General features: G+C 63.0%; 18 protein-coding genes. 11 read left to right on the top strand and 7 right to left on the bottom strand.

Going from position 1 to position 23,211, the window contains the following annotated elements; translation table 11 throughout:
- Positions 1–401: 401 nt before the first annotated feature.
- The 5 genes from UP10_RS40710 (at position 402) to mddA (ending at position 8,249) form a co-directional block, all read left to right on the top strand.
- Positions 402–3,623 carry an AAA family ATPase gene (locus UP10_RS40710; RefSeq protein WP_044592784.1) on the top strand — a complete coding sequence of 1,074 codons (3,222 nt, stop codon included), beginning with the start codon at positions 402–404 and terminating at the stop codon, positions 3,621–3,623.
- 256 nt (positions 3,624–3,879) lie between these two features.
- Positions 3,880–4,494 carry a TetR/AcrR family transcriptional regulator gene (locus tag UP10_RS40705; protein WP_044592783.1) on the top strand — a complete coding sequence of 205 codons (615 nt, stop codon included), beginning with the start codon at positions 3,880–3,882 and terminating at the stop codon, positions 4,492–4,494.
- Between the two features lie 8 nt (positions 4,495–4,502).
- Complete coding sequence (locus tag UP10_RS40700) at positions 4,503–6,608, top strand: alpha/beta hydrolase (protein ID WP_044592782.1); 2,106 nt, start codon at positions 4,503–4,505, stop codon at positions 6,606–6,608.
- A 49-nt stretch (positions 6,609–6,657) separates the two neighbouring features.
- Positions 6,658–7,500: an alpha/beta fold hydrolase gene (locus UP10_RS40695; RefSeq protein ID WP_044592781.1), complete on the top strand. Its 843-nt coding sequence runs from the start codon at positions 6,658–6,660 to the stop codon at positions 7,498–7,500.
- A gap of 17 nt (positions 7,501–7,517) precedes the next feature.
- On the top strand, positions 7,518–8,249 hold the full coding sequence (gene mddA, locus UP10_RS40690) for a methanethiol S-methyltransferase (RefSeq protein WP_044592780.1): 732 nt from the start codon (positions 7,518–7,520) through the stop codon (positions 8,247–8,249).
- Positions 8,250–8,319: 70 nt separating this feature from the next.
- On the opposite strand, the gene UP10_RS40685 is transcribed toward mddA, so the two are convergent.
- The 7 genes from UP10_RS40685 to UP10_RS40655 all read right to left on the bottom strand — a co-directional run bounded on the left by UP10_RS40685 (position 8,320) and on the right by UP10_RS40655 (position 15,710).
- Positions 8,320–9,741 carry a Dyp-type peroxidase gene (locus tag UP10_RS40685; protein ID WP_044592779.1) on the bottom strand — a complete coding sequence of 474 codons (1,422 nt, stop codon included), beginning with the start codon at positions 9,739–9,741 and terminating at the stop codon, positions 8,320–8,322.
- A 5-nt stretch (positions 9,742–9,746) separates the two neighbouring features.
- On the bottom strand, positions 9,747–10,466 hold the full coding sequence (locus UP10_RS40680; RefSeq protein WP_156180759.1) for a hypothetical protein: 720 nt from the start codon (positions 10,464–10,466) through the stop codon (positions 9,747–9,749).
- Positions 10,456–11,484, bottom strand: a complete 1,029-nt coding sequence (locus tag UP10_RS40675; protein ID WP_044592777.1) for a catalase — start codon at positions 11,482–11,484, stop codon at positions 10,456–10,458. The genes UP10_RS40680 and UP10_RS40675 overlap by 11 nt, the downstream gene beginning before the upstream one ends.
- 167 nt (positions 11,485–11,651) lie before the next feature.
- Positions 11,652–12,287, bottom strand: a complete 636-nt coding sequence (locus UP10_RS40670; RefSeq protein WP_044592776.1) for an aspartate/glutamate racemase family protein — start codon at positions 12,285–12,287, stop codon at positions 11,652–11,654.
- 169 nt (positions 12,288–12,456) lie between these two features.
- Entirely contained in the window at positions 12,457–13,467 is a 1,011-nt protein-coding gene (locus tag UP10_RS40665; RefSeq protein WP_044592775.1) for an amino acid ABC transporter substrate-binding protein, read from the bottom strand.
- A 12-nt stretch (positions 13,468–13,479) separates the two neighbouring features.
- Entirely contained in the window at positions 13,480–14,829 is a 1,350-nt protein-coding gene (locus tag UP10_RS40660) for an aspartate aminotransferase family protein (protein WP_044592896.1), read from the bottom strand.
- 5 nt (positions 14,830–14,834) lie between these two features.
- Positions 14,835–15,710 (bottom strand): MurR/RpiR family transcriptional regulator, encoded by an 876-nt coding sequence (locus UP10_RS40655; RefSeq protein WP_044592774.1) that lies wholly within the window; start codon positions 15,708–15,710, stop codon positions 14,835–14,837.
- A gap of 140 nt (positions 15,711–15,850) precedes the next feature.
- On the opposite strand from UP10_RS40655, the gene UP10_RS40650 reads away from it, so the two are divergent.
- From UP10_RS40650 to UP10_RS40625, 6 genes are all read left to right on the top strand, one after another.
- Entirely contained in the window at positions 15,851–17,038 is a 1,188-nt protein-coding gene (locus UP10_RS40650) for an amino acid ABC transporter permease (RefSeq protein WP_044592773.1), read from the top strand.
- A 1-nt stretch (position 17,039) separates the two neighbouring features.
- Positions 17,040–18,161, top strand: coding sequence for an amino acid ABC transporter permease (locus tag UP10_RS40645; protein ID WP_044592772.1), 1,122 nt, complete (start codon positions 17,040–17,042; stop codon positions 18,159–18,161).
- Positions 18,162–18,492: 331 nt separating this feature from the next.
- Complete coding sequence (locus UP10_RS40640; protein ID WP_044592771.1) at positions 18,493–19,287, top strand: FadR/GntR family transcriptional regulator; 795 nt, start codon at positions 18,493–18,495, stop codon at positions 19,285–19,287.
- 28 nt (positions 19,288–19,315) lie between these two features.
- Positions 19,316–20,734, top strand: a complete 1,419-nt coding sequence (locus tag UP10_RS40635) for an amidase family protein (protein WP_044592770.1) — start codon at positions 19,316–19,318, stop codon at positions 20,732–20,734.
- A gap of 40 nt (positions 20,735–20,774) precedes the next feature.
- Complete coding sequence (locus tag UP10_RS40630; protein WP_044592769.1) at positions 20,775–22,205, top strand: amidase family protein; 1,431 nt, start codon at positions 20,775–20,777, stop codon at positions 22,203–22,205.
- Between the two features lie 763 nt (positions 22,206–22,968).
- Positions 22,969–23,211 (top strand): transposase (locus tag UP10_RS40625; protein ID WP_502692175.1); only part of this gene is annotated, 243 nt, incomplete at its 3' end.

Raw genomic sequence — 23,211 nt, 5'->3', positions numbered from 1 at the left:
CAGCTCCGTCATTGCGAGGAGCGATAGCGACGAAGCAATCCATGGCTCCGCGTATGCCGCCCGATGGATTGCTTCGCTTCGCTCGCAATGACGGGGATTATGCCTCCGAGCATCGCCTTCAGCCGCGCTCTCAGAGCCTTCCGCACCGCCCAGGATTTCCAGCTTTTGACCCAAAGCCTGACACCGGCGAGCACAAGGTCGCGCGGTGGTCGACCCGCCCTCACGCATCGCAATTCCAAAGCAGGGTTTTCCGGCGCGAATCAGCTGTACGACTGCGAGCGCATGGTGTTCAATCCTTGGAGCTGCCTGCCTGAGTACAGGCAGCTCGGCAGCGTCAACCGGAGGCTTGCGGTCTATCCAGCCTCGCGGCAGCTACGGCAGAAACGGGACATGGTGGCGTCATGAACAGCCTGCCGAATCCGGATCAGGCGGACACACTTCAGTGGACGCGGTCGCCGACCAACGGCGGGGGCGAGGCTCCGCATGCCGAACGCCGCCAGCTTACCGTGGCATTTGTCGACATCGTCGGCTCGACCCCCCTGAGTGAGCGCATCGATCCCGAAGAATTCTTTGCGATTATCAAAACCTACCGCGATATCTGCGACGAGGAGATTCGCCGCTACGGCGGTCACATCGCCAGACTGATCGGCGACGGATTGTTGGCATATTTTGGCGTGCCGCAAGCCCATGAAGATGATCCCGAACGCGCGGTGCGCGCTTCGCTGGCGGTCGCCGCGGCGATCAAGGAACATCAGTTTCCGTTGTCCGATGGCGGCTTCGTCCGCCTTGGTGTGCGGATCGGGGTCAACACGGGGTTGGTGGTCGTCGGCAGCGTGCCCGGCGAGCCCCCCGAGCGGCGGGAAGTGTTCGGCAGCTCCGCGCATGTCGCTGCCCGCCTGCAAGGGCTCGCCAGTGAGAATGGTGTCGTGGTCGGTGCGAGCACTTACGAGCTGACCCGCCGAACGTTCAGCTACGCGCCGCTTGGCAGACGATCGCTCAAGGGTGTGGAGGAGCCGGTCGACGCCTGGAGTGCGGAAGCTCTCGCGTCCAGCGAAAGCAGGTTCGACAGGGCGCAGAGGTTGCCTCTTGCTCCGATGATTAACCGAGCCAGCGAAAGCGCACTGCTCGACGAGATGTGGCGGCAGGCGGTAGCGGGCTCAGGACAGGTCGGCGTCATTTCCGGCGAACCTGGCATAGGCAAATCACGCCTGATCCGCCAATTCCGTAGCTCCCTTGATGCGGCTCGGCGCAGCGTTGTGTCGCTGCAATGCTCGCCGTTCCACGTAAACACGCCGCTTGCCCCGGAAATCGAGCGGCTCAGGCGCGTGACCCGCATCCAGGAGGTCGACGACGCGGAACTCGCATTGGCAAAATTGCGCTCGTTTTTGGCAAGAGAAGCCCCCAACGTCGTGGACGCACTCAGCTACTACGGGGCTATCCTGTCGATACCGGCCTGCCCGGAATACGAACCCGTGGATCTCGGATCTCCCTTTGCGCGAGACCGGGCTTTCGAGGTGTTCATCGATGTTCTCATCGCCGCCTCGCGCAAGCGGCCCATATTGGTTGTCGCGGAGGACGTCCAGTGGATCGACCCGACCACCATCGAACTGGTGGTACGCATCACAGCTCGCTGTTCCGGCGAGCGGATCATGATCCTGATCACACATCGCGATGATTACCAGGCCGACTGGTTGCCGGGCTCGACAGTTCGACGGATTGCTCTGCAAAAGCTTGCACCGCGCGAATGCGAGCAAATGGTGGCCGCCGTTGCCGGCAGCGATATCGTCCCACACCGGATCACCAGCCAGATCGTTGCAAGAACGGATGGCGTGCCACTTTTCATCGAGGAGTTTACGCGGGCCGTGATCGATGCCCGCGCGATCGAGCGCGCCACTGACGGTTTGACGGTGAGCAAGAAATTGCCCGAACCGTTGGTGCCGTCGAGCATTCAAGACTCACTAATGGAGCGCCTTGATCGCCTTGGTCCGGCCAAGCGTGTCGCCCAGATCGCCTCCGTCTTCGGGAGGCAATTCAGTTATGAAGGTATTTTCAACGTACTTCCAGGCAAAGACCAGACGCTGAAACACGCGTTGCGGGCACTGGAGAGCGCAGAGATTGTGTATCGCATCGAGGAATCCCAAGGCGCCATCTTCGCATTCAAGCACGCGATGATACAGGAAGTCGCCTACTCCTCGCTCCTCAAGGAGGAGCGACGCGAGCTCCATGCGCGCGTCGCATCATGGCTGCTTCAGGAGGCTGCGATCCGAGAGAGCAGTCAGCCCGCCGTGCTCGGCTATCACTATGCGAGCGCAGGCAACATTCCGGAAGCGATCGAGGCCTGGCTTCAGGCCGGCAAATCGGCGCTCCGCCGATCAGCCACCAAGGAGGCCGTGGCCCATCTGCGCGAAGGCCTCTCGCTGATTCCGAGGCTGCCCGCTTCACAACAGCGCTTCGAGGCTGAAATCGCGCTGCAGTCCAACCTGGCGATGGCCTACACCGCAAACGCAGGGTGGTCGGATCCGCACGTCTATGGATCCTACACGCGTGCACTCAAGCTTTGTGCGAGCCATGGCACCGTTCGCGAGAAGGCGACGGTGCTGTGGGGAAGTACCATAGCGAAGCTGGTCAACTGCGAGCTCACCAAGGGCCTCGAACATGCGGAGGATTTCGTCCAGAGGGCCGAGGAGTGGCACGACGACGAGGCTGCCCTCATGGCGTACACCGCGGCCCTGATCGCCAATTTCTTTCTCGGTCGTCTGGAGCAGGCGAGCGAACTCGCCGCTCTGATCAGCGCCCGCTACAATCCTCGTGATCACGGCAAGCTGGTCCAGATCTATCAGCACGATCCATTGATCGTGTCGCTCGTCTACTCGGGACACATCGAATGGCTGTTGGGTCGGCCCGGCCGGGCCAGAGAGTGCTGCGAGACGGCGCGGCAGCTCGCGAATGAGATCGGGCATCCCTTCATGTTGGCATTTGCTTCCATTCTTGGCGTGTCCGATCACTGGTATGAAGGCGATCTTGCGGCCAACCTTGCCAGCGTCGAACGCGGCCTTAAGGTCGCCGATGAGTATGGCTATCCAATGTACCGGGTCATTGGTCCTTTGTGGGCGACCTCTGCGTTGGCTGCACGAGGCTCTGCGCCGGAGGTGCTCGAGCAACTGTGCGGCCTGCTCGGAAAACTACCGGCCGAGAATCGGTGCATTCAGGTCCCGCTCTATCGAATTCTGCTCGCCACGGAATTCGGACGGATCGGGCAGATCGAAAGGGCGCGAAGCTTCGCGGCTTCGGCTGAGTCCCTGGTGAAGCAAACCGGTGAGCGCTGGGCTGCTGCCGAGATCTATCGGATCCACGGCTCGCTGATGTGTCAGGAACCATTGCGAGACGACCGGGCTGCCATGCGCTTGTTCAAACGCTCGCTTGCCTCTGCCAGGAAGCTCGGGGCGGTCGGTTGGGAATTGCGCACGGCGATCAGCATCGCGCGCCTGGTCAGCACCGGCGAGAGCCCATCCAAACGCGTTGAAGCACGCGACCTGCTGATATCGACCCGAGCGAAATTTGCATCCGCGGAAACGTCCCGCGATCTGCGTGAGGCCGATGACCTGGTGCGGCTGCTGAGCTAGCGCGTAGCCAAATTCGAATTGTCGCCGGTTTGACGAAGGCGAGGTCGTTTGCAGCGAGTTTATCGACGCGAATGCTCCCGAACCGGACATCACGGGGATGGTTCAAACATTACTTTCGACTTGACATCGGTCGGTCGACCGAATTACATTTCGGACGAAACCTTGGCATGGCCGACTCCGAATGCGCGCGCGAGGGATTTCAGATGAACAAGAATGATCCGGCGACCGGAAGCACCGGCCGTCAGTAGAGGCTCGGATGGCGCGTGCATTGGCAGTAAAGGCAGAGACCGGCACAATCGTCCTTGAGGCGGCCAAGAAAGTCTTGCGCGAGAACGGCTATTCGAAGCTATCAACGCGGGATGTGGCTGCGGCCGCAGGCGTGCCGCTCAGCCAGATTCACTATCACTTCGGCTCCAAGCAGGGGATGCTGCTGGCGCTCTTCGAATACCTCAACTCGCAACTGCTTGATCGCCAGGCCGCTCTGTTCGGCGAAGCCACACTCAAGCTCTCCGAGCAATGGGACCGGGCATGCGATTATCTCGACGACGACATTGCCTCCGGCTATGTGCGCGTTCTGCAGGAATTGATCGCTGCAAGCTGGGCCGATGCACCGGTGGCCAAGGTGATCCGCGCCGGAATCATGGGGTGGCTCGATCTCATCACTGGTCTTGCGCGGCGAGCCGAACGTGAGTTCGGTGGCCTCGGCCCCTTTTCGGCCGAGGAGGTCGCTGCCCTGGTTGCCAACGCGTTTATCGGCGCAGAGAGCCATTATCTTCTCGGTCTCGAGAAGAAAGGCATCCCCGTGCGCCGGGCGTTGCGGCGCTTCGGCGATCTTATTCGTATTGCAGAAGGCAGTTCATCGACGAGATAGGTGACGTCATGCGTGCCAAACTTCCGGACCAGGAAGGGTTTGTCGAGCGCGACGGCGTAACGCTATATTACGAGATCTACGGCGCTGGCCCCGAGACCATCGTCTTCCTGCCCCCCTGGAGTATCGTCCACTCGCGGGTCTACAAGGCGCAGCTGCCCTATTTCAGCGAACGCTTCCGCTGCATCGCGTTCGACGGTCGCGGCAATGGCAAATCCGGTCGGCCGGAGGATGTGGCGGCTTACTCCCTGGACAATTACGTGGCCGATGCGCTTGCGGTCATGGATGCGACCGATGCGGGCAAGGCTATCGTCGTTGGGCTTTCCTTTGCCGGCTTGCTGGCCTGCATATTGGCCGCGCACCACGCCGATCGCGTCAAGGCTGTGATATTGGCCGGTACTTCAGCAAGCATCGGGCCGAGCTATCCCTATGCAGGGCCGGACCACTTCCATGCGAAGCACAAGCGGTTCGAGGGCTGGGACAAATACAACCGTGCCTACTGGCTTTCGAACTATCCCGATTTTGCCGAATATTTCGTTCGCAATATCTTTTCCGAAAAGCACTCGACCAAGCAGATCGAGGATGGTGTCGACTGGGCGGGCGATACCACCGGCCCGGTGCTGGCCAAGACGGTGGAAGCGCGCACGATCCTGCCGGCGTTTGATGTCAGCGAAGCGATGTATCGCAAGATACGCTGTCCCGTACTGATGATTCACGGCGAGGAAGACCGCATTCAACCTTATGCCCGCGCGCAATTGGTCGCGGATGTCATCGGTGCCGAGCTGGTGACGATTCCCGGCGGCGGTCACAATCCGATGGGACGTTTTCCGGCCAAGTGCAACGCCCTTATTGCTGACTTCCTCGATCGCAAGCTCGGCGTCGGCGCTGCGAAAACCCGAGCCACTCGAACCGGCAAATCGAAGCGAGTGCTCTATCTCTCTTCGCCCATCGGCCTCGGGCACGGGCGCCGCGACATCGCCATCACGCGGGAATTGCGCAAACTGCATCCGGACCTGCAGGTCGACTGGCTTGCCCAGGACCCGGTGACGCGCCTGCTTGAAGCAAACGGCGAGCACGTCCATCCCTTGAGCGCGCGGCTTGCAAGCGAGTCGCGGCACATCGAGCTGGAATCGGGCGAACACGATCTGCATGCCTTCCAGGCTATCCGCCGAATGGATGAAGTGCTGATTGCGAACTTCATGATCTTCCAGGATGCCGTCGATCAGGACGGCTACGATCTCGTCATCGCCGATGAAGCCTGGGACATCGACCATTACTGGCACGAGCATCCGGAGCTAAAGAAGGCCGCGCTCGCCTGGTTCACCGACTTCGTCGGGTTCCTGCCGATGCCTTCCGGCGGAGAGCACGAGGCCTTCCTGAGCGCCGACTACAACGCCGAGATGATCGAGCATATCGAGCGCCATCCCGGTGTTCGCGATCGCGCGATTTTCGTCGGCGAGCCGCAGGACATCATCCCGCGCTCGTTCGGCAGAGATTTGCCGGCGATGCGCGATTGGGTGCCCCGGCATTTCGACTTCGCAGGCTACATCATCGGCGAGCATCCCCGGAACTTCGGCGATCGTGAAGAACTGCGACGGTTGCTGGGCTATAGGCCCGACGAGCGTGTCTGCATCGTCACGGTCGGCGGGTCCGGCGTCGGCACACATTTGATCCGGCGCATCCTGCAGAGTTACCCGATGGCTCGCATCAGTCGGCCCGAATTGCGCATGATCGTGGTGGCCGGTCCGCGTATTGACCTGGAATCGTTCAATGCACCGGCGGGCGTCGAACTCCGCGCCTTCGTGCCGAATCTCGACCGCCACCTCGCGGCATGTGATCTGGCTCTGGTTCAGGGCGGCCTGACGACATGCATGGAACTCACTGCCGCGGGAACGCCCTTCATCTATTTTCCGCTAAAGAACCATTTTGAGCAGAATTTTCACGTCGCCCATCGTCTCGACCGCTACGGCGCTGGACGACGCATGGAGTTTGCGACGTCGACGCCGGACATGATCGCCGACGCCATGGTTGCGGTGTTGCAGGCCTCGGTGCGCTTCAGGTCGGTTGAAACCGACGGCGCGGTCCGCGCCGCCGGCATGCTAGCCGATCTCATTTGAGGGCAACGTTTCGGAAGGCGAGCCGCGCGTCAGATCGGGGAGTACGGACATGATCGAGGAAGTCTCCGGATGTATCGATTACGATGAGTGTGGCACCGGCTCGACAATTGTACTTGTACCGGGCTCATGCAGCACCGGCGCCGCGTGGCGCCCGATTGTCGCGGAGCTGAGCAGCCGGTTTCGCTGCGTCACCACGAGCCTGCTGGGCTACGGCGGCACCCTCGAACGACGTACCGCTTCCGATCCCTGCATTTCCCACGAAGCCGAAGTGCTGGAGTCGGTCGTTCGAAAGGCTGGTGGCCCCGTCCATCTGGTTGGCCATTCCTTTGGCGGCCTGGTGGCTCTTGCTGTTGCGCTCCGCAGTCAAGTCCCGCTGTCGAGCCTTGTGATCCTGGAAGCACCGGCAATTGAGCTGTTGCGAACGCAAGGAGAGGATCGGTACTACGGGTTATTCCGGGACATGACCGAAGCATATTTCGCTGGTTTCGCGAGTGGAAACGCCGGAGCGATCGCAGCAATGATAGACTTCTATGGTGGCCCCGGCACCTTTGCCTCCTGGCCACCGCGGGTTTGCGCCTACGCCGAGCGGACGACACCCGTCAATATCGTCGATTGGGCAAGTGCGTACGGCTTTCCGCTATCGGCGGCACTGCTGGCGGCTATCCGGATGCCTGTCTTGGTCGCCCGAGGCAGTGCAAGTCATCCAGCGATGCAGCGCGCCAACGCGATGCTGAGCGAATGTATCGACCAGGCGGCCCTGGCGACGATTGACGGCGCCGCGCATTTCATGATCGCGACCCACGCCACGGATGTCGCTCATCTGATTGCACAACATGTGCTCGGTGCAGAGCTACGTCAGACCGCGTTCAGGCAGCGCGATATCTGCTTTTAGCGAGAAAGGAAACTCTCATGGGTCGCTTGATCGCATTTCTCTACGGATTAATCAGTTACGCCGTGTTCTTCGTCACCTTCCTTTACGCCATTGGCTTCGTATCAGACCTGCTGGTGCCGAAGACCATCGACGATGGCACGTCAGCCTCGACGTCGGCGGCGCTTGTCATCAATGTCTTGCTGATGTCGCTGTTTGCGATTCAGCACAGCGTCATGGCTCGCAGGCCGTTCAAGGAATGGTGGACGCAGTACGTGCCCAAACCAATCGAACGTAGTACCTATGTGCTGTTCGCAAGCCTGGCGTTGATCCTGCTGTTCTGGCAGTGGCGGCCGTTGCCGAATGTGGTTTGGCACATTGAGAACCCCCAGGTCTCAGCGGCGGTGACCGGGCTTTCGTTCATCGGTTGGCTGATCGTGCTGACCAGCACCTTCCTGATCAACCATTTCGAGCTGTTCGGTTTGCACCAGGTCGTCAATAATCTCACCGGCCAGCCAATGCCGGTGCCGCGTTTTCGCACTCCGCTCTATTACAAATTCGTGCGGCATCCGATTTATCTCGGCTTCATCATCGCGTTCTGGGTGACGCCGACCATGACGGTCGGACATCTGCTGTTTGCGGCTGTCACCACGGCGTACATCGTGGTGGGGGCTCTGCTGGAGGAACGTGATCTGGCTGACCTCTTCGGGGACGAATATCGACGCTACAAGGATCGGGTGTCGATGCTGGTGCCTTGGCGCAGATCGGCATGAGAACGTGACAGCGTTACGCTCCGTGCCGCTGCGGCGCCAGCATCAATGGCCCTCGGCCTGTTTGGCTTACTTACGTCGTCAGCGATCCCAAATAGCGGATCGCCCGGAGGCTCGGCAGGAACGCATAGGCGCCGCCCTGCGTCGAGACAAATCGCGGCAATCCGCGCAGCCGGATCGTGCTGCCGGATTTGAGCGGCAAGTCGAACCAGCTGCTGTCGGTGCCGTTGGCACCCGTGATGGCATCGTTGGATCCGGTGAGGCGCGGATCCTGCAGGCCAAGGTTCAGCCAATCGCAGGACATCGCCTCGAACTGGGCGCCAAGGTTTGCCCCTATGAAGTTGCCCAGCAGGCCGCGCTCCGGTTCGGGTTGGCGCGGCTGCGTCCGATCATAGGCTGGTCCATAGGGCACGCCTCGCCGGACAAGGCGCCGGCTGTTGTTCGCCACCCGTTGCACGATCTTTCCGCCGCGCGGGTTGCTCCGGCGGATATGGGCTCCATAGGGGCAACGGGACTCGCCGACGTAGTCGAAATTCGCCGCCTTAGCCAGATTGGGATCAGGCACGTCCGCCGAGAGGGCCATCGGTGTGCCATTGCGCCATCGGCCGCACAAATTGGCGGCGACGATCTCGCGCAAGGCACTACGAGGCGTCACGCCTTCGATCGAGAAGACTTCGCCGATTTTCGCTTCGGCGCCGGGCGGCAGCAATTCGCTGACGGCTTGCGGCTGCTTGAGCAATTCGTCGGCGGCCTGATCGAGATACGCCTCGAAGCCGGCGACGTCCTGCTTCAACACGCGAAAGGCGTTGAAGGTGCCGTTGTGTCCCAGCTCTTCGGGCTCTGGAACCCGCCACTTCAAATCTTCCAGGTTGGTCCGATGCCCCAGCAATACGGTGCCGAGCGGAGCCTTGGGTTGTCCGTCGTCATAGCGATCCGCGTCATGAACGCCCTCGAACCTTGGTTGCATGATGTTGTCGCGGTAGCCGAAGTGCACGCGATCATCGGGGAAGCTGCAGCCCTCGCGGGTGCCGACCAGTTTGACGGCGCTGGTGTCGGCGAGGGCGCGCTTCTGGACGTCGTCCAGCTGTTCGGCCTGCTCGGCGTAGATCGTCGCGATGAGATGGATCCGCTTCGGCTGGTCGAAGGGAGCCGGCCAGTTTGCGGGCGCGCTCGGCCCGACATCCCCCAGCTTCAAGGCGCGGGCGGTCATGCCTTCGACGAATTCGTTGGGGAACATCTCGAGCGAAGCGCTCGGCGTGCCGAGGACGCGCAATCCCTCGTAGGTCAGGCCAATGTTGAAACAGGTGTCCGGCTTGCTTGCCCCCCAGTCTCCGTTCGTGATCTGCGGAACACCGTCGCTGCGGCCGGACGTCGAGGCTGCGAGCCAGCGCCGGGCCGCTCCGGGATCGGCGACTTCCAGGATGAGGTAGCGCACGTGCGGCTTGTTGGTGTAGCCACGCAAGATATTGCCCTGCAGATCAGCCAAGTTGATCATGGCGCTCACCAGCCTAACTTCAATCGTTCGCGGACCTGAGCCGCCGAAAATCCGGGATAGGCTCTGTAGCCGTTGCCGAGCGAAACGTTCGGATTGGCGCGGAGCTGGAGGACCAGTTTGCGCGGAAGCAGCGTCAGGTCGTCATGATTGCCAGACATAGCCGTGTCGCCGTTCAAGGCTTCCTGGTCTCTCAAAAAATCAGTGGCGGTGTCCGGCACCTGGTACATGTCGCGCTCGTGCACCCATTGGATGAAGGCGTCGACATTCTTCTCGCAAGGGATCACGTCATGTCCGTCTTCGACGAGTGACACGACGGCATTGAACACGCTGCCGATCGTGGCGATGAAGTCACGAATGTAATTGGTGAAATCCCCGTCATAAACGGAGAACATGCAGATGTTGTCGCCGACGATGACGAAGCGCGCGAAATGTACGGTGCCGACATTGTTCAATCCGGCATAGATCGCGTCCTTGTTTTGCGCGATTGCCAGCGCGGCTTCGGCCCGTCCGATCGGCGACTTGACCTTGAGCGGCATGATCAGATTCATCATGCACTGGACATTGTCACCGTGCTCGAACGACGGATGGGGACCGCCGGGCAGAGGCTTCACCGGCGTCTTGTGCGCCCATATGGGCACCAGAATCCACGACGCTGCGCGCTTGAAGAAAATGGTCGTGGGCAGCCAGTCCACAAAGCGATCGAGCAAACCTCCGTCACTTGGCATTGTCCGGCCTCCACTTGAAGGGACACCCGCCGCGCATTTCACGCGAGGCTTCGTAGGCGCCCAAGCGGGCCTTGAGGATCGGATCCTCGGAGGGGTCGATGCCGGGCGCGAGACGGTTGGGATTGAAGCTGATGCGTTCGCCGTCCTTTTCCTGATCGTCGGCCACCTTGGTCAGCGTCAGGGTCCCCATCGCGATCCGGGTTCGTGTTCCCGGCCAAGGTTTTGTGCAATCGTCGAACGCATCGCCCGCTTCGCCGATCATCATCATGAGCATGAACCGGGCCGGCCACCGCCGCAGGCGGTCTTTAAGCTCCGCGCGCAGATAGTCATCGCGCAGCTCGTCCGTGGGGGCGGTGTTGCAAACGCCAGCGACCGGCTGCCAGGAAAAGCGAACGGGCCGACGAACTCCATCGGGTGCCGTCACCCAGAAGGTGTGGACGGCGTGATAGGGGGCGCGGGCATAACTCACCGGCGCTCCGATCAGGCCGACCTGAAATACGCCAAGCTGGGCGAACCGGTGCATGTCGGCATATTGGAGCGCTCCCGCATCGACACTCCTGGTTTCGCTCGGGTACGGGTTGCGCCGCGGCACCTTAAGCTGAAGAAGGTCGCCAAGCTTGCGCCACCAGCTCTCTCTTTGATACGGCGCGAGCTTCGCGATCTCGGAGAATTCGAAAAAGTCATCGACATTGCGGACGAAGAATTCGCCGAGCGTCGTGGCGATCAGGTCGCTCCCCAACCCGTCCGACAGGTGAAAACGGACAGCCATTCCCCGGACATCGGACCATCCATCGTGCCGGTCCGGCCCCCCCAATCCGTTGGAGAATCTGACCGAAGCGTCGACAGGCTTTCCGTTGAAGTGCTCTGCGATGCAATATGTGCGCGCCACATCCGACGCCACGAATTCGCCCTTCACGCCGATGCCGAGCGTGTGAACCGGCCGCCTCGCGCCTACGGGCTTCGGCAAATTGTCAATGATGACCCGGACGAGCCGCTTTGCTGTTGATGGATCGACCATGCGCGCTCCATTGGACAGACCACTAAGGGTGTGCCGTTGGTGCGCTCGGTGCTTTAGCGTTGTCGATCGAATTAAGCGTGCGCCCCTGGCCTCAATGGTACATTCGATCGCCGGCCGGATGTGTGATGTGGTTCACAAGGTTTGCCGAATCGAGCGCCGCGCAATCCCTAACCGACCCCGAGCATCGCCCTCAATTTCTTAACCGCACTATCCGGCGTCGTCAGCACCGGCTTTCCCGTGACCTCGGCGACGCGTTCGGCCGCGGGCGCCATGCTGTACTGCGCGAGTGCGATCAGATCGCAGTCGCGCAGGTCCTTGGAGGCCTCCACCACGATGCGGTCGTGCTCGACGCGGTCGCCGCGGTCGAGCGCGGCCAGCGCGCCCTCGGCGAGTTTTGGTACCAGCTGGACCGACGACGGGAACTCCGGCGGCATCGAGATCAGCGTCGGCGGGAAGGTCGAGAGCAGGCCGATCTTCTTCCCCTTGGCGACCGCCTGTTCGATCATCGCCTCGTTCGGCTTCAGCACCGGCATCGGCGCGTGCTCGCGCGCCACCGCTTCGATGCAGGGACCGAACGCGGAGCAGGTGAACAGGATGCCGTCGGCGCCGGTCGAGGCCGCATAGCGGGCCATGGTGAGAAAACGCTCGGTCATGCGCGCGGTGAGCTTGCCCTCGCTGGCGAGGTCGGCCGAGAGCGAGTCGTCGAGCAGGTTCATCAGCCGCGCCTGCGGCCACAATCTTGCGAACGCCGCTTCGATCGGAACGATCGAGTGTTTCAGGGCGTGGATCAGGGTGATGCGCATGGTTGGTGCTTCTTCTCCCTCTCCCCGTTCTTCACGGGGAGAGGGTTGGGGTGAGGGGCTCTGTCGTCGTAACAGGTGAGAGGAGGCTATGCGGAGGCTCCCCCTCACCCGGATTGCATCTGGCAATGCAATCCGACCTCTCCCCGCAAGCGGGGCGAGGCAAAGAACACTACTTGAACGGAATGGCGTACATCAGGCCGCCCTTGCTCCAGGTGCCGTTGAGGCCGCGCTCGAGCTTCAGCGGGCTTGCCTTGCCGACATTGCGCTCGAAGATTTCGCCGTAATTGCCGCCGGCCTTGATCGCCCCAACCAGCCATTTGTTGTCGAGGCCGAGCCGCGAGCCGAGATCGCCTGATACGCCGAGCAGGCGCTGGATCGCAGGCACCTGCGACTTCGTCATCTCGTCGGCATTGGCTTGGGTGACGCCGAGTTCTTCGGCCTCGACCAGGCCGTAATGCAGCGAGGTGATGATGTCGCTCCAGACCTCGTCGCCGTTGCGGGTGAACGGGCCGAGCGGCTCCTTGCTGATGGTCTGCGGCAGCACGACATAGTCGTCGGCCTTCGGCGCCGCGGTGGCGACCGCGCCGGCGAGCGCTGAGGCGTCCTGGGTCATCGCATCGCAACGGCCGCCGAAGAAGGTCTGGTACATGGTGTCGACGCGGTCGAACACCAGCGGCTTCCAGTCGATGCCGTTGGCGCGGCCGTAATCGCCGAGCGTCACCTCATGCGTGGTGCCCTGCGCGACGCAGACGGTGGCGCCGTTGAGGCCCTTGAGGTCCTTCACGCCGGTGTCCTTCTTCACCACAAAACCCTGGCCGTCGTAGAAATTGACCGGGCCCTGGCGCAGGCCGAGCGTGGTGCCGCGCAGATAGGTTTGCGTCGAGTTGCGATAGAGCACGTCGATCTCGCCGGACTGCACCGCTGTGAAGCGGTTCTGCGCGGTGAGTGCGACGTAGCGCACCTTGCTGGCGTCGCCGAGCACGCCGGCGGCAAGCGCGCGGCAATAGTCGACGTCGAGCCCCTTGTAATTGCCTTGCGAGTCCGGTGCCGAAAAACCAGCAAAACCGGCGCTGACGCCGCACGCCAAGGTGCCGCGCTGCTTGACCGTGTCGAGCGTCGCCGCGGTGGCGCTTGATACGCCGGCGACGAGCAAAGTTGCCGTGATAATGCCCCTGTACATTGTACTCTTCTCCTAGTGACCAATATCTTTCAACGCGCTGTCGACGGCAACGCCGAGCCGTTCGACGATCATGTCGATATCGCCTGTTGTTGCGATATAGGGCGGGGCGAGCAGCACATGGTCGCCGCTCTGGCCGTCGGCGGTGCCGCCGGACGGGTAGCAGGCGAGCCCGCCCGCAAAGGCCGCGGACTTGATCCGCGCATGCAATTTCAGTTTGGGATCGAACGGCTGCCGCGTGGCTCGGTCGGCGACCAGCTCGATGCCCCAGAACAGACCACGGCCCCTGATGTCGCCGACATGGCGGTGATTGCCGAAGCGCTCGACGAGCCGCTGCTCGAGCTGCCTGCCACGCTCTTTCACCTGGTCGAGCAGCTTCTCGTCGCTGATGATCTTTTGCACTTCGAGCGCGGCGGCGCAGGCCAGCGGATGCGCCAGATAGGTATGGCCGTGCTGGAACGCGCCGGAGCCGTTGCGCACGGTGTCGACGATGCTGCCGCTGGCGAGCATCGCGCCGATCGGCTGGTAGCCGCCGCCGAGACCCTTGGCGATCGCCTGGATGTCGGGCGAAATGCCTTCCTGCTCCCAGGCATGCAACGTGCCGGTGCGGCCCATGCCGCACATGACCTCGTCGAGGATCAAGAGCGCGCCGTGGCGATTGCAGATCTCACGCACCGCCTTGAAGTAACCTTCCGGCGCCGTCACGGCGCCGGCGGTGGCGCCGACCACGGGCTCGGCGATGAAGGCTGCGACGGTGTCGGGGCCGAGCCGCTGGAATTCGGCTTCAAGGTCCGCCGCCAGCCGCGCCACAAATCCGGCCTCGGATTCATCGTCATGCTTCTCGTGATAGGCGAACGCCGGGGTGACATGGCTGAACGCCGGCGACAGCAGCGGCGCATAGGGCTCGCGGCGCCAGGCATTGCCGCCGGCCGACAACGCGCCCAGCGTATTGCCGTGATAGCTCTGGCGCCGTGCGATGAAGCGCGCGCGCTTGGACTCGCCGCGCTCGATGAAATATTGCCGCGCCAGCTTGATCGAGGCCTCGATCGCCTCCGAGCCGCCGCTGACGAAATACGCATACGCCAGTCCGCCGGGCTCATGGCCGACCAGCCGCTCGGCGAGTTCTTCCGCCGGTGCCGACGAGAAGAAACCGGTGTGGGCATAGGCCAGTGTCGAGGCCTGCTTTGCGATCGCGGCGAGCACCCGCGGATGCTGATGGCCGAGGCAGGACACCGCGGCGCCGCCGGAGGAATCCAAGATGCGGCGGCCGTCCTCGGCGATCAGCCAGACACCGTCGCCGCCAATTGCCTTTGGCGGGGTCTCGCGCAGGCTTCGATGCATCACGCGGCTCTTGGGGGCGGCCATGACCTTCATCCTTTCTCGACAAAATATTGCGACATCTCGGCCAACCGGCCCTCGGTCTGTTCCAGCTTGCGTTTTGCGCCCGCGCCGCCCAGCGTGAAGGCGACGGCAGCCAGCGACTGCGCGATCGCGATCGCGCCGGTCAGGCTCGGGAAGAAGCCGGGCGAGGCGGCAGCCTCGAACAGCAGCAAATGATCTGCACCCTCGGCCATCGGCGCGCTGATCGTATCTGATATCGCGATCAGCTTGGCGCGGGCCTGATGAGCCGCGCGCGCCGTGTCGACGCTGACGGTGGTGTAGGGCGCGAAGCCGAGCACGACCACGGCGTCATCGGCGCGGAAGGCGCCGTGGTCGAGATCGAACGGGCCGGAGCCACCGACCAGTTGCACCGCATCGGGGCGGAACAGGCGGAGCTGGTAGGTCAACAGTTCCGCGACGCTGCGGCAGCTGCGAAAGCCTGATATCCAGATTCGGTTTGCGCTGTGCAATGCACGCGCGGCCTCGGCAATCGCGCTCGACGAGATGCGCGCAAGGCCGGCAGCTTCGGCCTCCAGTTTTTCGTTGACCAGCGTGACATCGGCATTCGGCCCGGCGCGGCGGCTTTTGGCGCGGCCGGAGAACGGCGACACCTGCGCGGGCCGGCGCGCCTCGGTGAGCGCGGCGCGCAGTTCATCCCAGCCGGAATAACCCAGCGCCTTGGCAAGACGGGTGAAGGACGCGGGATCGGCGCCGGCGACGGAGGCGAGGTCGCGCATCGAGCGCGTGGTGGCGTCGTAATCATTGGCTGCGACAAAACGACCAACCTCCTGCAACCGCATAGGCAGCGACGGCAGCGCGCTGCACAATTCGTTGAGGGGCGATGGTTTCGGCTGAACCTGGGCCATGAAACATATGTTGCATAAATCGCAATTTGATGCAACATATGAAGTGCGCAGTCCAATTTTTGACGCGTTTTCTTCACGCGAACCGGTATCCACTTCGCTCGAAAACGCTCTTGCGATCGTTTCCCGGGGATCCTTGTGCTGTGACGACATCGACGCCGAAACCTCCTCCCACGCGGCCCTGGCGCTTGTCGCTTGATGATCCGCGCATCGTCGGCCTGTTCTGGCAGATCGTGGTGGTCGGCATCGCGGTCGCAATCGTCGCCTGGCTGTGGTCGAACGCCGTCCATAATCTCTCGGTGCGCCGCATCTCGACCGGCTTCGCCTTCCTCGGCCGTGAAGCCGGGATGCCGATCGCCGACAGCTGGATCGACTACAGCCCCAAGAACACCTATCTGCGCGCCCTCCTCGTCGGCCTCGTCAATACGCTGCGCGTCGCCGTGATCGGCATCGTGCTCGCGACCGTGATCGGCACGCTGGTCGGGATCGCGCGGCTATCGTCGAACTGGCTGCTGTCGCGGCTCGCGGCCGTCTATGTCGAGGTGCTGCGCGACCTGCCGATCCTGCTGCAGCTGCTGTTCTGGTACGTGCTGATGCAGGGGTTGCCGGCGGCGCGGCAGGCCTGGCAACCGGTCGAGGGCGTGTTCCTGTCGAATCGCGGTCTCATCATTCCGTCGGTCCCGTTGCAAGAGGCCAATTGGTGGACGATCCTCGCACTCGTTGCAGGATTGATTGTCCTTTATCTGGTCAGGCGTCGCCTGATCGGCCAGCAGATGCTGGACGGCAAGGCGCGGCCGGCCTGGCCCTATGCGCTCGGCGTTGTGGTCGTGCTGCCCGTGCTGGTGTCGTATCTCGCGGGCGCGAGCTGGGGCATCGAATTTCCCGAGCTGCGCGGCTTCAATTTCGTCGGTGGCTCGACCCTGGCGCCGGAATATTTCGCGCTGCTGATCGCGCTCGTCACCTACACTTCGGCGTTCATCGCCGAGATCGTGCGCAGCGGCATCCAGGCGGTGCCGCGCGGGCAATCGGATGCTGCCAAGGCGCTGGGGCTGAAACGCGGCTTCGTGCTGCAACACATCGTGTTGCCGCAGGCGCTGCGCGTCATCATCCCGCCGATGACGAGCCAGTATTTGAACCTGACCAAGAACTCTTCGCTCGCGGTCGCGGTCGGTTACCAGGACATCGTCTCGATCGCCAACACCACGCTGAACCAGACCGGACAGGCGATCGAGTCGATCGCGCTGATCATGATGGTGTTCCTCACCATCAGCCTCGGGATCAGTTTCTTCATGAACTGGTACAATGCGCGGATCGCGCTGGTGGAGCGCTGAGATGAGCTCCATCGCGCACGTCCCGCAGGATCCGCTGCCGATCAGCCGGTCGCGCGCGCCGCGGACGCTGGGCGGCCAGATCATCGCGTTGGTGCGCGCCAATCTGTTCCCCTCGATCCCTTCGAGCATCGCGACGCTGCTGATGCTGGCCGTGCTCGGCAAGGCCTGCGTCAGCCTCTGGCAATGGGGTGTCGCCAATGCGGTCTGGACCGTCTCCGGCAGCGATACCAGCGCGTGCCGCGCGGTGCACGGTCTCGGCGCCTGCTGGGCGGTGATCCCTGAAAAGTACCGCTTCATCCTGTTCGGCACCTATCCGTTCGACGAGCAGTGGCGGCCGGCGCTCGCGGTTGCCATCTTCATCGCGTTGTTCGCCGTCTCGAGCCGCCGCAGCTTCTGGCGCAAGGAGCTGATCCTGTTCTGGGCCGCGGCGCTGGTTGCAATCGGACTCCTGATGTGGGGCGGTATTCTCGGAATGTCCTTCGTCACGCAGGACCGCTGGGGCGGCTTGCCGGTGACGCTGATCCTGGCAACCTTCGGGCTCGCCTTCGGCTTTCCGCTCGGAATCCTGGTCGCACTCGGCCGCCGCTCAAAACTGCCGGCGATCCGCTCGCTCTGCGTGCTCTATGTCGAGCTGATCCGCGGCGTGCCGTTGATCAGCCTGCTGTTCATGGCAAGCGTGATGTTTCCGTTGTTCATGCCCGACGGCGTCAACATCGACAAACTGCTGCGGGCGCAGATCGCCTTCATTCTCTACGCCGGTGCCTATCTTGCAGAAGTGGTGCGCGGCGGCCTGCAGGCGGTGCCGCAAGGGCAATATGAGGCTGCGGATGCGATCGGGCTGTCCTACTGGCAGAAGAACGCGCTGATCGTGCTGCCGCAGGCGATCCGCCATGTCATCCCGCCGCTGGTCAACACCTTCATCGCCTTCTTCAAGGACACCAGCCTGGTCCTGATCATCGGTATCTTCGACCTGCTGACGACCGCGAAGACCGCGATTGTCGATCCGGCCTGGCAGTCCTTCAGCGTCGAGGTCTACGTCTTCGTCGGCGTGATCTACTTCGTGTTCTGCTTTGCAATGTCGCGCTACAGCCGCAGCCTCGAGGCGCAGCAGGAGGCGAATTAGAACTGCGAAATCGTGAGGGCGAGCCATGCCTCCGTCGTCAGCGTGAGGAGGGCATCGCTGGAACGGCTCCCTCCCCCCTTGCGGGGGAGGGTTGGGGAGAGGGGTACCACACGGGTGGTCTTTAGATCTGTGCGTGTCCGACACTCGAATTTGCGCGACCGATGCTCGCATCAATCATCTCTCCCGCGGCCACCCCTCTCCCCACCCTCTCCCGCAAGGGGAGAGGGAGCCTGACTGATGTGCTCACCTTACTCGACGTCCCGGTTTGCGCGACCCATGACGAGCGAGGAGGGCCTTGCCAAGCGGCGGCTGATCTATTTATGATGATAAAATGGATAAACCGGAGTTTAGGGACATCGACCCCTCCCGCCGCGCGTCGATCAAGCGCAAGCGGTCGGACGCCGTCGCCGATCTGATCCGCAGCCATATCTTCCAGGCGGGACTGAAGCCCGACGATCGGCTGCCGCAGGAGCCCGAGCTGATCGAGATGTTCGGCTGCAGCCGCTCGACCATCCGCGAGGCGCTCAAATCGCTGGAGGTGCAGGGTCTGGTGCAGAACACCACCGGCCCGGGAGGCGGCGCACGCGTGGCGCCGGTGTCGATCAACCGGATCGTCGGCCTGCTCAGCAACTACTTCTATTTCCAGTCCGTCAGCGCCGCGCAGATCTACCAGATCCGCCGGCTGATCGAGCCGGAGCTCGCCTTCAGCGTGGTCGGCCATCTCACGCCAGCGCATTTCGCCGCGCTCGACAAGGCGATTGCCGTGCAGGAGCACCACCCCGGCGGCGATGCCGACTGGGAGCATCATCGCCATGCCGAGATCGATTTCCATGACATCCTGATCGAGGCCTGCCCGAATCCGCTGCTCGGGCTGGTGTGCCGGTTCGTCAATGAGGCCATCCGTCATCTGATCGGCAGGTCCGGCGTGCAGGAATTCGCGGCGAGCTTTACTTGTGAGAACATCGACTTCCACAAGCGCCTGATGAGCGCGTTCCGCTCGGGCAATGCCGCGCGCGCCCGGCGCGTGATGCTCGACCATGTGCTCAGCGCCGAAGCGGTCGTCGTTCCCGCGACCGACCGGGGCATTGATCGGCCGGTCTTCAGCGAGCCGTTGCGGCTCGATTGAGAGGCAACGCGTATTGGAGGAAGCAGCAATGAGTACACGGCGCGAGAACGAATTGTGGAGTTGGTCGGCCGTCGATCTGGCGCGCGCAGTTGCAATGCGGGCGATTTCGAGTCGCGAAGCCGTGCAGTCCAGCCTCGATCGCATCGCGCAAGTGAATCCGGCATTGAACGCCGTCGTCGAGGTACTGGCGGATGAAGCGCTGGCAACGGCTGACATGGCGGATGCCGCAGTGAAGTCGGGCGCAGATCTCGGGCCGCTGCACGGCGTGCCGGTAACGATTAAGGTCAATGTCGACCAGCGCGGCCACGCCACCACCAACGGCGTCTTCGCATTCCGCGACATCATCGCGACCGAGGACAGCCCGGTGGTCGCGAATGTCCGCAAGGCGGGCGCCGTCATCGTCGGCCGCACCAATACGCCGGCTTTCTCGCACCGCTGGTTCACCAACAACGATTTGCACGGCGCAACCTACAATCCGTGGAGCCGGAGGCTGACGCCGGGTGGCTCGAGCGGTGGCGCGGCGTCCGCAGTCGCCGCCGGCATCGGCGCGATCGCGCATGGCAACGATTTCGGCGGCTCGATCCGCTACCCCGCCTACGCCTGCGGTGTCGCCGGCTTGCGTCCGACCCCGGGGCGGATTCCCTCGTTCAATCCATCGGCAACATCAGATCGTCCTATCACCGCGCAGATGATGTCGGTGCAGGGGCCGCTCGCCCGCTCGGTTGCCGACCTGCGCATCGGCCTTGCCGCGATGGCGCAGCCGGACGCGCGCGACGGCACATGGCTGCCGGTGCCCTTGCAGGGTCCGCCGCTCAAGCGGCCGATCGGTGTTGCGATTGCGCCAGCGCCGTTCGGCGACGAGGCACCCGAGGTGAGCGCCGCGGTCAGAGCCGCCGGACGCTGGCTCGCGGAAGCCGGCTTTGCCGTGGAGGAAACGCCGCCGCCACGGCTCACGGATGCCGCCGATCTCTGGCATCGCCTCGTCATCAACGAGGAACGGCGCACGCTCGCCCCCGCGATCCGCAAGTTTGGCGACGACAAGAGCCGCTACAATCTGGATTGCCACGTCGCCTATGCGCCTGAACTCGACGGCGATCAGGTGCTCGCCTGCTTTGAGCAGCGGCTCGCCATCGTGCGGGCCTGGCAGCTCTTCCAGGAGAAATACCCCGTCCTGATCCTGCCGGTGTCGGCGCAACTGCCGTTCCGCTTCGACCAGGATCAGGAAGATGCGACGGTGGTGCGTGCGCTGCTCGACGCGCAGCGGCCGCTGCTCGCCATCCCCACGCTCGGTTTTCCATCGGTTGTCGTGCCGACAGGAATTGCCGGCGACGCGACGGTCGGCGTGCAGGTGATAGCCGGCCGCTTCCGCGAGGACGTCTGTCTTGCGGCCGCCGAAGTGATCGAGGCACGCGCGCCGGCGTTGACGCCGATTGATCCGCGCGACTGAACCAATCTCACGAACCAACAGCGTCACGAGAGGAACACACATGACGAAAGCACCCATCTGGCAATGGTCCGCCGTGGACACGGCCAAAGCGATCCGGACAGGCGACGTAACGTCGGAGCAGGTTGTCCGCGCGCATCTTGACCGCAAGCGCGAGGCCAACCCCGCGCTGAACGCTGTTGTCGTCGACCTCGGCGACGCTGCACTGAAGGCGGCGAAGGCCGCGGACGAGGCGCTGGCCAGGACCAAGCGCGAGGGCAGCGACGTCGGCGCGCTGCACGGCGTGCCTGTTACGATCAAGATCAATATCGACGTCGAGGGCCAGGCCAACTCGAATGGGGTGGTGGCGTTCAAGGACAATATCGCGCCGGGCGACGCGCCTGTGACGGCCAATCTCAAAAAGGCCGGAGCCATCATCATCGGCCTGACCAACACGCCGGAATTCTCGCTGCGCGGCTTCACCGACAACCCGCTGCACGGCTTGACGCGCAATCCCTGGAATGCGGACGTGACGTGCGGCGGCTCCTCGGGCGGCGCCGGCGCGTCGATCGCCGCCGGCATCGGCACCATCGCGCATGGCAATGACATCGGCGGCTCGTTGCGCTGGCCGGCCCACTGCAACGGCATCGCCACCATCAAGCCGACCCAGGGCCGCATCCCGGCGTTCAATCCAAGCGCGACCGCGGAGCGGCCGCTGATGGCGCAGTTCATGTCGTCGCAAGGGCCGTTGACGCGCCATGTCGCAGACGTCCGCCTCGGCCTCGAGGTGATGGCGCAGCGCGACCCGCGCGATCCCTGGTTTGTGCCGGTGCCGCTGCAGGGACCGAAGCCCGCAGCGCCGATCAAGGTCGCGCTCGCAAAGATCCCCGGCGACATGGAGACCGATCGCGGGGTGATCGCACTCCAGCGCAAGGCGGCCGACCATCTGGCGGATGCCGGCTATGCGGTCAGTGAGGTCGAGGTCCCCGATCTCAACAAGGTCTGGCAACTCTGGTGCGACCTGATCATGACCGAAACCCGGATCCTGCAACAGGACCAGATGCTGGCGACGAGCAGCGCCGACTTCCAGAAGACCTTCCACGGCTTCATGGCGCTGGCAAACCCGCTTGACCAAGCCGGCTACATGAAGGCGATCGCCGAACGGTCGCGCCACATCAGGAACTGGATGGTCTTCCTCGAGCAGTACCCGCTGGTGCTGATGCCAACCACGGTCCGGCGGACGCCCGAGGTCAATGCGGATCTCGGCGGCGATCAACGCGTCAAGGACTTGTTCTGGAATGACCTCCGCTTCATTTCGTCGATCAACGTGCTGGGGCTGCCCGCGGCCGTGGTGCCTGTCGGATTGCATGACGGGTTGCCGGTCGGCGTCCAGATCGTCGGCTCGCGTTATCGCGAGGACATGTGCCTCGATGCCGCCGAGGCGATCGAGGGCAAGGTGGGCGTTTTGACAAGGCAATTGTGGGCGCGGGGTTGAGCTCTCCCTCTCTCTCGTCATTCCGGGGCTCGCGAAGCGAGAACTACGATGCGCAATTGCGCATCTGAGAATCCATCGGGCCGCAGATTACGTGGTGAAATGGTTTCCGGGCTCGACGCTGCGCGTCGCCCCGGAATGACAGGGAGGTGCGACAAACTGACCCGTCGGGCAACTCAGCAAAAACCTGTCAAGCTCCGACCGTAAAAATATTTCGGTTTATCGAAATAGAAAACCAGTGTATAGATGTCCTCGTCCCACCCGATTGAGGGGCGAGCGCACGTCACGAACGCGCGGTGGGATGCGGTGGACGCGGATTGCGCAACTGACGAGTGCGCATCAAGGGGACTGTGAAGTCGTGCAGGCCTGACGCCCTAGTGGTTGGTGTCTCCTTGGCAAGAGGCTTAGGTCTCTTGCTGAAGACGGTGACAACAAAGCCCAGTCTCGCCGGGGTGAGCACGTATAAGCCGTAAACCATCGCGCAGGGAAAGCCGGAGTGCCTCCGCTGGACCTGTATGCTCGTGTGCGATTCTCTTTCTACCATTACACACGAGACCGCGGGTGCAGCGTGCACCCGGCTTTCCCTGCGCCCTCTGTTTCGAGAGAGGGCGAAACGAAATGAAAAGCTCGGACAAATCACGTCGCGAGAACGCGGGCGTGTGATTCACAGAACATGCAACATATTCCGTGTCGTCCCGGCGAAGCAGGCTGTGTGAAAACCTGATCGGCTATTGTTGTCGGGATCGGGCTTTGATTCGAGGTTATGATGGCGCATGTGACGGGCCAGTCGCGGTATCAAACGACGCTTTTTCCTGAGGTTCTGGACGAGGTGGTGGGGCGCGACGATCCGGTTCGGGTGATCGATGCGTTTGTAGATACGCTGGCTCTTGCGGAGTTGGGATTTTCGAAGGCTGCGGCCGAGGAACTGGGTCGGCCGCCCTATGCGCCGGGCGACCTGCTGAAGCTTTACATTTACGGCTATTTGCACCGGGTGCGGGCGAGCCGTCGG

Origin of the sequence: Bradyrhizobium sp. LTSPM299, from assembly GCF_000938235.1 — a bacterium.
Taxonomy (GTDB): Bacteria; Pseudomonadota; Alphaproteobacteria; order Rhizobiales; family Xanthobacteraceae; genus Bradyrhizobium.
The sequence above is the reverse complement of the archived record's forward strand: the minus strand, read 5'-3'. Positions and strand labels throughout refer to the sequence as shown.

Coding starts and splice junctions, on each gene's coding strand:
- UP10_RS40635 (WP_044592770.1), top strand. CDS start 19,316: ATGAGTACACGGCGCGAGAACGAATTGTGGAGTTGGTCGGCCGTCGAT.
- UP10_RS40670 (WP_044592776.1), bottom strand. CDS start 12,287: ATGCGCATCACCCTGATCCACGCCCTGAAACACTCGATCGTTCCGATC.
- UP10_RS40685 (WP_044592779.1), bottom strand. CDS start 9,741: ATGATCAACTTGGCTGATCTGCAGGGCAATATCTTGCGTGGCTACACC.
- UP10_RS40630 (WP_044592769.1), top strand. CDS start 20,775: ATGACGAAAGCACCCATCTGGCAATGGTCCGCCGTGGACACGGCCAAA.
- UP10_RS40680 (WP_156180759.1), bottom strand. CDS start 10,466: ATGCCAAGTGACGGAGGTTTGCTCGATCGCTTTGTGGACTGGCTGCCC.
- mddA (WP_044592780.1), top strand. CDS start 7,518: ATGGGTCGCTTGATCGCATTTCTCTACGGATTAATCAGTTACGCCGTG.
- UP10_RS40700 (WP_044592782.1), top strand. CDS start 4,503: ATGCGTGCCAAACTTCCGGACCAGGAAGGGTTTGTCGAGCGCGACGGC.
- UP10_RS40705 (WP_044592783.1), top strand. CDS start 3,880: ATGGCGCGTGCATTGGCAGTAAAGGCAGAGACCGGCACAATCGTCCTT.
- UP10_RS40645 (WP_044592772.1), top strand. CDS start 17,040: ATGAGCTCCATCGCGCACGTCCCGCAGGATCCGCTGCCGATCAGCCGG.
- UP10_RS40710 (WP_044592784.1), top strand. CDS start 402: ATGAACAGCCTGCCGAATCCGGATCAGGCGGACACACTTCAGTGGACG.
- UP10_RS40695 (WP_044592781.1), top strand. CDS start 6,658: ATGATCGAGGAAGTCTCCGGATGTATCGATTACGATGAGTGTGGCACC.
- UP10_RS40640 (WP_044592771.1), top strand. CDS start 18,493: ATGGATAAACCGGAGTTTAGGGACATCGACCCCTCCCGCCGCGCGTCG.
- UP10_RS40660 (WP_044592896.1), bottom strand. CDS start 14,829: ATGGCCGCCCCCAAGAGCCGCGTGATGCATCGAAGCCTGCGCGAGACC.
- UP10_RS40655 (WP_044592774.1), bottom strand. CDS start 15,710: ATGGCCCAGGTTCAGCCGAAACCATCGCCCCTCAACGAATTGTGCAGC.
- UP10_RS40675 (WP_044592777.1), bottom strand. CDS start 11,484: ATGGTCGATCCATCAACAGCAAAGCGGCTCGTCCGGGTCATCATTGAC.
- UP10_RS40665 (WP_044592775.1), bottom strand. CDS start 13,467: ATGTACAGGGGCATTATCACGGCAACTTTGCTCGTCGCCGGCGTATCA.